This window comes from Salinispora fenicalii (assembly GCF_000514815.1).
Taxonomy (GTDB): Bacteria; Actinomycetota; Actinomycetes; order Mycobacteriales; family Micromonosporaceae; genus Micromonospora; species Micromonospora fenicalii.
Genome location: NZ_AZWQ01000040.1, coordinates 1 through 10,727 on the forward strand (window position 1 = coordinate 1; position 10,727 = coordinate 10,727).

The 10,727-nt window shown below is 68.4% G+C and carries 10 protein-coding genes; 2 read left to right on the forward strand and 8 right to left on the reverse strand.

Going from position 1 to position 10,727, the window contains the following annotated elements; genetic code table 11:
• Window positions 1-297: 297 nt before the first annotated feature.
• From B116_RS0117605 to B116_RS0117635, 6 genes are all read right to left on the reverse strand, one after another.
• Window positions 298-1,236 carry a hypothetical protein gene (locus B116_RS0117605; RefSeq protein WP_033667709.1) on the reverse strand — a complete coding sequence of 313 codons (939 nt, stop codon included), beginning with the start codon at window positions 1,234-1,236 and terminating at the stop codon, window positions 298-300.
• Entirely contained in the window at window positions 1,214-2,704 is a 1,491-nt protein-coding gene (locus B116_RS0117610; RefSeq protein WP_027660829.1) for a relaxase/mobilization nuclease domain-containing protein, read from the reverse strand. Before B116_RS0117610 ends, B116_RS0117605 begins: the two co-directional genes overlap by 23 nt.
• Window positions 2,701-3,051, reverse strand: a complete 351-nt coding sequence (locus B116_RS0117615) for a MobC domain-containing protein (protein WP_223874605.1) — start codon at window positions 3,049-3,051, stop codon at window positions 2,701-2,703. The genes B116_RS0117610 and B116_RS0117615 overlap by 4 nt, the downstream gene beginning before the upstream one ends.
• 165 nt (window positions 3,052-3,216) lie before the next feature.
• Entirely contained in the window at window positions 3,217-3,906 is a 690-nt protein-coding gene (locus tag B116_RS0117620; protein ID WP_027660831.1) for a hypothetical protein, read from the reverse strand.
• Window positions 3,907-4,204: 298 nt separating this feature from the next.
• Window positions 4,205-4,564: a helix-turn-helix domain-containing protein gene (locus B116_RS25320; protein WP_317888968.1), complete on the reverse strand. Its 360-nt coding sequence runs from the start codon at window positions 4,562-4,564 to the stop codon at window positions 4,205-4,207.
• A gap of 349 nt (window positions 4,565-4,913) precedes the next feature.
• Complete coding sequence (locus B116_RS0117635) at window positions 4,914-6,587, reverse strand: RCC1 domain-containing protein (RefSeq protein ID WP_027660832.1); 1,674 nt, start codon at window positions 6,585-6,587, stop codon at window positions 4,914-4,916.
• 498 nt (window positions 6,588-7,085) lie between these two features.
• On the opposite strand from B116_RS0117635, the gene B116_RS0117640 reads away from it, so the two are divergent.
• Window positions 7,086-7,646 (forward strand): recombinase family protein, encoded by a 561-nt coding sequence (locus B116_RS0117640; RefSeq protein WP_027660833.1) that lies wholly within the window; start codon window positions 7,086-7,088, stop codon window positions 7,644-7,646.
• Here B116_RS0117640 and B116_RS26865 read toward each other — a convergent pair.
• Both B116_RS26865 and B116_RS0117650 read right to left on the reverse strand, forming a co-directional pair.
• Complete coding sequence (locus B116_RS26865; RefSeq protein WP_082312838.1) at window positions 7,616-7,870, reverse strand: hypothetical protein; 255 nt, start codon at window positions 7,868-7,870, stop codon at window positions 7,616-7,618. The two genes, B116_RS0117640 and B116_RS26865, sit on opposite strands and share 31 nt — an antisense overlap.
• Before the next feature lie 222 nt (window positions 7,871-8,092).
• Complete coding sequence (locus B116_RS0117650; RefSeq protein ID WP_027660834.1) at window positions 8,093-8,452, reverse strand: hypothetical protein; 360 nt, start codon at window positions 8,450-8,452, stop codon at window positions 8,093-8,095.
• Between the two features lie 740 nt (window positions 8,453-9,192).
• Here B116_RS0117650 and B116_RS26870 point away from each other — a divergent pair.
• The gene (locus tag B116_RS26870) at window positions 9,193-10,461 is read left to right on the forward strand and encodes a hypothetical protein (protein ID WP_027660835.1); all 1,269 of its coding nucleotides are present in this window, start codon (window positions 9,193-9,195) and stop codon (window positions 10,459-10,461) included.
• The last annotated feature ends 266 nt before the right edge of the window (window positions 10,462-10,727 follow it).

Genomic DNA, 10,727 nt, shown 5'->3' on the forward strand with positions numbered 1-10,727 from the left:
TCGGTCGTACGCAGGGTGTAACGCCCCGACGCCGGCCGGGATTCCGCCACCACCGTGCCCCCGACCACACCCCACACGGGCATCAACCAGACACCAGTGATGTTGATCCAACAGCTCCCATACTCGCCCATACACGCCCTGTGGGCTGTGTATGGGGGACATGGACCGTGACTTCAGCTGGGCATGAACCGGCGCGCCGACGCGACCACCAGCAGCCCCGAAGCTGACCGGACCGCCGTAGCGGCCACCGCGTTCCCCCTCCACCACGGCAGCCACACCCGATAGGCCCGCTCGGCGCTATCGGCCCGGCGCCGCCATGGACACACTCGACGTGGCAGGGCGGACAGTGGGCTGCTGTTCCTCACTGGCTGAGGCGACCTCGGTGACCGCCGAGATCGTTGACTGCGGAAACGCGGACGCGGCCACCGCTGCCGGCTCGGTGCCGTGTCGGCTCTGCACCCGCACTGTGCCGAGATCAACGGTTTCGTCGAGCTGGTCTTGCACCACCCGGCACGCGTAGGCGGCCGGCCTTTCGGCCCGGTCCACGAACCTGGACACGCCGCGTAGAAGTTGCTGCACGTCGTGGCCAGTGTGCTGCGCTTGGTCCAGGGTGTATGCCAGGGCACCCCACGCCTCGCACCCGATCACCGTGTCAGCCCGCTGCCCAGACGGCCACGCCTTGCGCACCTCAGCGGCCATCCGCTCGTGCCTGTCGCTCACCGCCTCGGCGGACATCGGCAGCCGCTGTGACGACTGTTCCGTGTCCTCGGACACCGCTCGGTCGACGGCATCAGACAGCACCTCGGTGCCATCCGGTGTTGACTCTTGTGTCTCGGGCATCACCCGGCCCGTCCGTTTGGCGAGTTGGTCGACGACCATCTGCCGAGCCTGCTGCGCCCGAGGGTCGACGTGGTGCCACGTGGATGCGGCACGCCACACCCGGGCGATGTCCTCCGTCCCCGCGGTGCGCCACCACCCCGTCCGCATCGCTGGCCGCCACACTGCCGCGTCGGCCTGCTGCGCGGCACGGGTTTGGGCGCGTATCCGGCGGGCCTGCTCGTCGCTGGCACGCGCCGCGCGCTGCAGCTGCATGATGCGGGCCTCGATGAGTACCTGCGCCACCTCGCCGGCGGCCTGGATCATGGCGGTGACCGCCGCGGTAGCCCGCTGGTGGATCTCGGCCATCTCGTTGTCGGGCACTGCCTCGTCCTCCTCATCGCTGCGCTTCCCCGTCACCGCTCAGATCTCGGGGTCGGGCCGGCACGGCGTGGGGCTGCGCCTGCGGCGTACCGCTCTGGGTCGGCACCTGCACCTGGATGCCGGGCTGCAGCAGGGGCATCAGATGCGCCGCGGCGGCGGCTGCTGCGCCGGCGGCGTGGGCCTGCTGCTGGGCGGCACGCAGCTCGGCCAGCGCCACAACCAGCCGCGCCGCCTGGACCACCACGGCCAGCAGGATGGCCGCTTCCCCGCTGTTGCGGGCATGCCCGGCGACCAGCAGCGCATCGGCCACCCGGCCCAACTCGACGGCCACCGACGACGCTGCTGGCGCCGGCGCGCGACGTGGTGGTGCCGCCGCACGCGCCAGGGCATCGGCGGCACGGGTCACCGGACCCCGCCCGGATGGTTCGGTGGCCGCCGCTACCCGGGCCAGCAGTTCGGCGCTAGCCCGGGTAGCGGCCGGCCACTGCGGCGAGTCAGGAGCGATCCGGGTCAGCCGGCCACTGATCGCCTCCAGGGCGGTAGCGGAGGATCGCCACACCGCTATCCGGTCCTCACCGGTCAGCCTGATCCGCGGCGAATCTGCGGGGTCAGCCGCCTTCCACTGACCGGCCGACGGCGGCTCGGCTTCGGGCCACCGCCTGCGGACCTGGGGCAGGCTGAGGTCACCGTCCAGACTGCGCCCGGCGTACCAGGTTGGCTTAGCGGCTCCGGTCGGCCTCATAGCCACGGCGTACCCGACCACCTGCTGCGAGTCCTTTGCCGCGGTGCGTGTGGCCACCAGTAGGCCCGCGCCCTTCATCCGCGCCACCCAGTCGGCCTCGCTGCCGGCCCCGGCCAGGGCCGCTCGGACCTGTCGGCGCAGCAATTCCCGCTCCGGTGTCTGGCCGCTGCGCCGGGCCCGGTCGACCTCCGGCCGGGTCAACTCCGGCCGCTTCGTCGCACCGGCCCGGCCGGGTGTCCACTTACCCAGGCCGAACTCGTCCTCCAGCAGGTCAGCTACCCGCTGGCTGCGCCGCTTGTCCTGCCGCAGCCACACCGGTGCCCCGTCCTCGGTAGCGAGAGTGACGACCAGGTGCACATGGTCATTGCCCCTCGCGCTTAGGCCGTGGCGCACTGCGATCCATCGGCACCCGGCCCGCTCGGCGTCACCGGTGAACCCCATCTCGGCCACGAACCGGCCCGCGATACGCGACCAGATGGCGTCGTCAAGCTGCCCCTCCTGTGCGGGCAGGCTCAACGAGCACTGCCACACGTACTGGCGCACTCCGCGCTCGCCGGCGGCGATCTGCGGTGCATCCAGCCGCGCCGCCAACTCCTCCAGCGACCAGCCGCCGTCGTGCGCACGCTGCTGTGGGGCGAGCAGCGTCACGTCGTCGTACCCGGCAACCAAGTGCGGGTTGACATGTTCCTCAGCCTTTCCCGGCCCCCACAGGTACTCCAACAGCCCGCGGACCCGACTGCCGTAGGTGACCTTCGGAATCATCGCCGGCCTGTCTGTGCGGCGGCGATCGCGATGACGAGGTCGTCGACGCGCGCCGCGACGCGCGCGAGGTATGCCGCGGTCGCGGTCAGGTCCCCCGCCGGCTCACCGGTCGAGTGCAGCCGCGCCACCGCCTGATTCAGGTTGTGTGCCGCGCCCCGTACCTGCCGGTGCAAGCCCATCAACTCGACCAACAGGGGCCCGGTCTCCGTGGCACCATCCGGGCCGGCGGGAGCGGGGACGAGCGGCGCTGAGCCGGCTTCCGCCAGATACGCCGAGGTGGCCATCCGGGCCGCCGCCGCGTTCGCCTCGACCGCCATCATCTCTGCCTCGGACAAACGCACGGTCACCCGATGCACACGCGGATCATCATCGGTGTGAGCACGCCGCCGGCGGTGGCTCGCACCGAACCGGACCACACCGATCTGCGCCGGATCAGCCACATCGACCACCCTTCCGACGAGCATCAACCGCCGCGTTGCGGCCGGCCACTACGCGGCCCGTCTGACCAAAAGTCAGACTTTTACTCCAACTTGCTCCCGGATGAGGGTAGAGATCCGCTCTCGTTCGACGCGGTCAATGTAGTAGCCACTACCCGCACGGGCGCCCAACGCGGGAGCCTCGTCAAACAGAAGCACGTCCGGCGAGTGCCGCTCGGTCCAGATGTTTATCGCGATCCGCACATGCGGCAGCAGGCTGTCGCATGCCTGCCGTAACGCAAACCGGTAGCGGAGGAAGGTGGCCCATGCCGTGATGCCAAGCCCGACGATCGTCGAGACCATCACGATCACCGTGGCGAGCATGACCGCAGCCATACCCGTCGTCCCCAACTGCGCTACAGCCTCTCGTGTCCGCTGTTGCAACTCGTTGGGCACGGGCGGAATGCTTTTCATAGTGATCATGGCAACGAGCAGGCCCAGGCTGTAGGCGACCAGCCGGGAACGCCACATCTCTCGGAGCTTGACGTACTCGATGATGCCCACGTGCGCGCGCCGCGTCACGTGGCCCCACACAAACTCCCTAGCAGGGTGAACCGACAAGAAGTGAGCAAACTCCGTTCTGGACAGTGCGTTCCTAACCGCCTCTTCGGCAAACCGCTTCGCGCGCCCGGCGCGCCACTGCCGCCGTAGATCGACGGCCAAGTCCACCGCCGACATTGCGTTGACTGTCAGCCACTGCACTACCCGCACAGTCTCGGCGCCCACACGAGCACCCCACCGAGTCGACGCTGGGTGTGCCTCCGGCTTACGCGCTGACACGCCCTCACCCACGTCTTGCCCACGGTCGGACTTCTCCGCGGCGATGCCGCCACCGCGCTCACCCCTTCGTGACTGCGACACACTCCCTCAATACCGGAAACAATCTCACGCATGGGGCGGACGTCGTCTTGACGACAAGGCGCTTGAGAACCAGGGTTCGGGAAGTCACGCCAGGCCGAGGTGAAGCGATAACGCGCGGTGGCAGGTCGCCTCGGCAGGCCTGGCGTTCGCTACGCGACCCCGGTTACGTCGACTTTGACGACGGCTGATCCGCGCCGTCGTCGGGTCGCAGCGCCCGGTACAGCGTGGAGCGGCCCACACCCAGGTGCGCGGCGATCGCCGTGACGGACTCGCCACGGGCCTGCCGAGCGCGGGCGACGTCAAGCTGGTCGGCGGTGACGGCGACCGGTCGGCCGCCGCGGCGGCCCTGCGCAGCCGCGGCCCGCAACCCGTCGAGGGTGCGTTCACGGATCAGCTCGCGTTCCAGCTCGGCGGCCAGGGCGGCGACGGCGAACAGCAGCCGGTCGGCGATGGTGGCACCGTCGGGACTCGGCGGCCTGCGGAAACGTCGGCGGCCACTGTCGCTTTCCGAAGTCGACTGCACAGGTTGCTGAACTCCTCTGCACTACCACTTCTCCGGTCGCGTTGAGGGTCGCCTGACCTGCGGTTCACAGTTGCCATCCGGAGTTCCAGCCAGGGAGCTTGGCCGCCATGACGGCGAACTCGAGTTCGAGGGTGCCGGCGGCCGCCGCGACGGCGAGCATGGCGGTGTACTCGGGGTCCGGGGAGTAGAGCGTCCATCGGTGGCCGCGGGCGTTGAGGACGAACAGCAGCCCCCCACGCGGCCGGAACGGTACCCGTGAGCGCGACCAGGCGCTCGGGATTCTTCCGGTAGCTGTGCCCTGAGCAGGCCGTGCCCGGCGATGGTCATTAGGAACCGAGCCGGATGGTCCTCAGGCCTCGTGTGTTGGTCGGCGTCGGTGGGTGGCAACGGTCAGGGCCGCGCCGGTGAGAGTGAGGAGGAATCCGGCGGTGAGGATGGTGGGCAGGCTGGTGCCGGTTACGGGGATGGTGGGCTTGGGGACGGTGACTACGGTGGGGTTGGAGGTGGAGGCTGGGCAGTTACTGTCGCCGTTGTAGCGCGCCTGGATGTGGTGTGTGCCGGGTGCCAGGTGTGTGACGGTGAGGGTTGCGGTGGTGGTGGGGTTGCCGGTCAGGGGTTCCGTGTCCAGGGTTGTCGTGTCGTCGTGGAAGGTCACGGTTCCGGTGGGGGTGCTGCCGGTGCAGGTCACGGTGGCGGTGAGTGTGACGGGTTGATCCGGTGTCGGGTTGGGTGGGGTCGCCTGCAGGGTCGTGGTTGATGTCGATGGGACGATAGCCAGACTGTGGCGGGTGCCGGCGGCGGCGGTGATCGTGCTGCCGGTTGGCAGGTCCACCGCAATGGGGGTGCTTTTGTTGGCGGTGGTGCCATCGCCTAGCTGGCCGAAGGCGTTGTTGCCCCAGGCCAGGACGGTACCGGCGGAGGTCACGGCGAGACTGTGGCGGTCGCCGGCGGCCACGGTGGTGATCGTGGTGCCGGTTGGCAGGTCCACCGCAACGGGGGTGCTGCTGTCCGTGGTGCTCCCGTCGCCCAACTGGCCGGCACTGTTGTAGCCCCAGGCCAGCATGGTGCCGGCGGAGGTCAGCGCCAGACTGTGGCGTTCACCGGCGGCCACGGTGGTGATCGTGGTGCCGGCCGGCAGGTCCACCGCAACGGGGGTGCTGCTGTTGTTGGTGGTGCCATCGCCCAACTGGCCGGCACTGTTGTAGCCCCAGGCCAGGACGGTGCCGGCGGAGGTCACGGCGAGACTGTGGCCGGTGCCCGCGACCACGGTGGTGATCGTGGTGCCGGTTGGCATGTTGACCGCGATGGGGGTGCTTCTGTTGGTGGTGGTGCCGTCGCCCACCTGGCCCCAGAAGTTGAAGCCCCAGGCCAGGACGGTACCGGCGGAGGTCACGGCCAGACTGTGGTTGGCGCCGGCGACCACGGTGGTGATCGTGGTGCCGGTGGGCAGGTCCACCGCGATGGGGGTGCTGCTGTTGTTGGTGGTGCCATCGCCCAGCTGTCCGGCACTGTTGTCGCCCCAGGCCAGGACGGTGCCGGTGGAGGTCAGCGCCAGACTGTGGCGGTCGCCGGCGGCCACGGTGGTGATCGTGGTGCCGGTTGGCAGGTCCACCGTCACGGGGGTGCTTCTGCGGGTGGTGGTGTCGTCGCCTAGCTGACCGAAGTTGTTGTGTCCCCAGGCCAGCACGGTGCCGTTGGAGGTCACCGCCAGACTGTGGCCCTGGCCGGCGGCGATGGTGGTGATCGTGGTGCCGGTTGGCAGGTCCACCGCGACGGGGCTGCTTTTGTTGGTGGTGCTCCCGTCGCCCACCTGGCCCCAGAGGTTGAAGCCCCAGGCCAGGCCGGTACCAGGAGGGCCCGCTGCCGCCGACGGCACGCTGTGCGCGAGCACGCGCGCCGCACCGACCGAGGTTATGCCCAACACGAGCGCCACCATCAGCGGCACCGCGAACAGCCCCCGCAGACTCGCGGACCGTACCCGGCTTCTTCTCACGTCCGCAGCCTCGCCGGTCCAGCTCTCCACCTACCCCTACCCCTTTGTCGTCTCCCCGCCACCGGCCCGTGTCCGACCACGGCCTGTACAACGACTCCAGCCGGCCGCAGGCTGCGTCGGTGAAGTTGGCGCGGCAGGGGGCGCCGACCGGGGCCGCTCACTCCCTGGACGTGCGCGCAGCGGCGCGACGGCCGCGTCGACATCGAAGCCCTCACCGGCGAGCTACGCGCCACCGACAAAGCCCTACGCGCCGAGGCCACCCGCGCCGAACAGGCCGAGGCGACCAGTGGTCGCCCACCGAGGTCTATTGCGGACGGGGGCCTACTCGACGTCGTAGTCGCCCATTGCCGGTCAGCGGCGTACTCCGGTCGACCCACAGTGGGTGTGGTGTTGGGGTACACCCCAACACCACACCTACTGCCGGCACCGGAGTACGTCAGAATAGGGTCCAGTGCGGCGTTTCTTGACGCTCGTCCGGTCGGCCCATAGAGTCCAACCTGACAGAACCGGGTCGGAGAGGACGCAACGATGCGCGTCGGGTACGTCAGAGTGAGTACCGTCGACCAGAACACGGTCCGGCAGCTCGATGGAATCGAGGTGGAGCGGGTCTTCACCGACAGGGCGTCTGGCAAGGACACCGCCCGGCCGAAGCTCGACGAGCTGATCGCGTTCGTTCGCGACGGAGACACGGTCATCGTGCACTCGATGGACCGCCTCGCCCGCAACCTCGACGACCTGCGCCGGATCGTACGCACCCTGACCGGCAAGGGCGTGCGGGTCGAGTTCGTCAAGGAAAGCCTCACGTTCACCGGCGAGGACTCACCGATGGCCACCCTGCTGCTGTCGGTGATGGGCGCCTTCGCCGAGTTCGAGCGCGCACTGATTCTGGAACGCCAACGCGAGGGCATCGCCGCGGCCAAGCAGCGCGGCGTGTACACCGGCCGCAAACCCGCCCTCACCGCCGAGCAGGCGCAGCAGTTGCGTGAGCGCGTCGCCGCCGGTGAGCGCAAATCCGCGCTGGCCAAGGAGTTCGGGATCAGTCGCGAGACGGTCTACAGCTACCTGCGCCCGGCGACAGTCGCTGGCTGACCGGCGGGGAACTGCAGGTCCAACTCGGCGCCATCCGGCAGGAAACCGGCCGGGACGCCGACGTCTTTCAGGAAGGTGATCTGCCGTTCCCATGTCTCCCGGCGGTGGCTGCCCTCGCCGTCGGCCAGCCGGCCGATCACCTCGGCCCGGCGTGCCGCCAGCTGCCACACCTCCGCAGTCGCGGTCAGTACTCCGCGTTCCACCACCACGCTCGGGTCGTCCATCGGCGATCCTCACCGTCGTGCACAGGAACACGGGTCAAATCGACATTAGTGAATACAAATCCGGTCCGGCCAGAGGTATGAACTCGACTGCACCAACCCGGCGCCACCTCGGCGGTTCGTGCACAGGAGTTCGGACTCTGACACAGGTGAATGTCGACATCGACTGGGCGGCGAGTGGTGAACGGGCCGCGTCCGATGAGGGGTCCCCCAACGAACACCCGATCAGTCCCCGAAGAGCGCCCGCAGCCACCTCCCGCGCGGCGGCGGGGCCGGACGCCGGACTTCCAGAATCTCGCCGTCGTCGTAGTGAGAGACGACCGTCACCTCGTACCCGTGGTCGGTCAGCGTCTTGGCATGCTGACGCATCTTCGCCGGCCACACCCGGAACGGATCGACGTGGAAGCCACCCACCAGGTGAGGCCGGCCGTTTCTCGCGACCTCGATCTCGAACCCGCCCTCGTAATGGTCGTCCTCGCGGGAGGCGTCGTACTCGCGGCCACCGTGCCGCCGCAGCAGCTGCCGGATCCGCTCCGCCTCCAGCGCAGCCTTACGTCGCTGCTTCTGGTCAGCCGAGTCGCCCATGACAGTCACCGTAGCGAAGTAGCGACACTCGGTACATCACGGTTGATCGATCAACTCCCAAACGCCAAGATCGAAGATTTGGCGGGCTGGGTCAGTTACCCAAGCGCGGGGCCGCTAACGTGACTCTCCCGAACGTTGGTCCGCACGAGCCCCCGTCACCGGAAAGATCACCGGACGCCCTATCTGAGACAACATCCGTCGCTGGTGGACGTGTTTCGCCGTCGCGGCTGGCGGGTGTCCGTTGAGGGCTCGCCCAACGGATAATCGTCGCTACCCAGTCGGACCCACCGGGCTACGTCGATGTAGCCGCGCTGAGGATCGATCCGCGTCGTCTCACCTCATGGACCGGGTGCCTTCGGGCGCGCACGCCTGGTCCAGCGTGGTGGGCGCCGGTGTTTGGGCTGATGGCGGCGGGGTTGAGCTGGGCGCTTTTCCCCGCTGGCGTAAGGGATGTAAGGACGCACAGCCAGTGCGCTGATGACCGCTGCCGGGCGCTGGAATCTGACCTGGTGCTGCATTCTGTCACCGTCGCTTCGCATCATGTATATAAAGGCGGGTGCTCCACGCTGATCAGGCCGCCAACCGAGCTGCGTAGAGCACCCTGACCGATCAGCCAGTCAGCAATGATCGGCAGGGATGACTCTTCCTGACGTCTCTCATGTCGGGAAAGGAAACCCGGCAGACTCCCGACAACGTGGCCCGTTGCCGGGCCACCTCTTGTGCCCCTGAGGACGACCGACATGAGCACCGCTGCTCACCGCCCGACGACCCGCAACGCCCGTCCATACATCGTGGATGAAGCCACGATCCGCCATCGAAGCGCCAGCCCCGACGCAGCCGAGTACACCCTCTACATCCGCAGCCTCATCGAGGACTACCTGGGCGGACAGTCCCAGGTCATTCGCATCGCCCGGGAACGTGGACTGGCGTTTCCGGGTTTGAACCGGCAAAAGCTGTCGGAACAGCTCAGCCGTTACCGCAACGGACCTACCTGGCAAATTGTCGAGCTGATCATCGGCTGCCTACCGGACAGGTGTGCAAGCGAACTGTCGGGAATGCGGGCCCTGGCTGCCGGCTGGTACCAGTGCGCCCGCGGCCGGCTACCTGAGGGCTACACCGGCCCGGTCAGCCGCCCCCAGGGCAAGTCAGAACTACGGAACGTGCCCGACAGCGGCCCAACGATCCCCGCCCTGCAATACAAGATCGCTCGCCTACAGGACCGGATCCGACAGGACACCGACCGGTACCTGGACACCCTGCGCCGGGTCGAGAACAGCAGGAAGAACGAGGCCCGGCGTGCCAACCAACTCGAGCGGCAGTTCCACCAGACCCGAGAAGAACTGCTCACTGCGCGAACGGTCGCCGCACAGGTGGCGACGATTCGGGAAGAACACGCCCGCCAGTGCGTGAAGCTCGAACTCATCGCCGCACCGAGCCTGCGCGCCCTGCCGGTCGTAAATCTGCCCGCGCTACCGGACAACCGGCGTCGGATTCGCTTCGGACACCTGGTCGCCACGATCGACCCGCAGGCCCCACCCACCTGGCGGGCGTTGGCCCGTTACCTGTGCGTCTACACCGAGTTCGCCGGAGTCTCCCCCACCGAGCTGGCCGCCCGCGCGCACATGCCCACCACCATGGTCATGGACGTCCTCGCCGGCCGGCTCCTGCCCACCACCACCCAGGTCACTGGTATGACCACTGTGCTGGGCTGCGTACCCGAGACTGCGGAGCACCTCGCCGCCGCTGCCGGCGGCATCAGCGCCCTCGACGAGAGTTTCTGGCTCATCGCCGCAGCTGTCGACGCGCGCCCACCTGGCCCGCCGGCCGCTGAACCGGTTGTCGGGACCGATCCCGACAACCGTGCAACAAATCCATACGCCGTCCCGACAACACCTGCGGCTGCCTCGATCACGAACCGCCTACAAGTACTCGTCGACCTGCACCAACACCAACTCATCGACGATGAGGAATACACACGGCTACGCGCCCGCATCCTTGGCGAGTTGTAGCCCGGGATCGCCATGATGGCCCTGCCGGGCAATGCCCCATACACACTGTTGGCCGGCACCCTGGTTCGGGTGCCGGCCAACAGCTTCTTTCCCCCTTGTATGGGTTAGGTCTGGTGGTGGTGCCGGGGTCAGCTGGTCCAGTGCTCGGCCACGAGGTCAGCGGCCTGGGTTTCCCACTGGGCGTAGTGGAACGGGTAGGCCGACACCTGTACCGTCTGGGCGGCTTCGGTCAGGGGCATGTCCTGCCAGCCCTCGACCTGCTTCAA

Excerpts from the sequence above, each read along its gene's own strand:
- B116_RS26870 (WP_027660835.1), top strand. The coding sequence starts at position 9,193 with ATGAGCACCGCTGCTCACCGCCCGACGACCCGCAACGCCCGTCCATAC.
- B116_RS0117610 (WP_027660829.1), bottom strand. The coding sequence starts at position 2,704 with ATGATTCCGAAGGTCACCTACGGCAGTCGGGTCCGCGGGCTGTTGGAG.
- B116_RS26865 (WP_082312838.1), bottom strand. The coding sequence starts at position 7,870 with ATGGACGACCCGAGCGTGGTGGTGGAACGCGGAGTACTGACCGCGACT.
- B116_RS0117650 (WP_027660834.1), bottom strand. The coding sequence starts at position 8,452 with ATGGGCGACTCGGCTGACCAGAAGCAGCGACGTAAGGCTGCGCTGGAG.
- B116_RS0117640 (WP_027660833.1), top strand. The coding sequence starts at position 7,086 with ATGCGCGTCGGGTACGTCAGAGTGAGTACCGTCGACCAGAACACGGTC.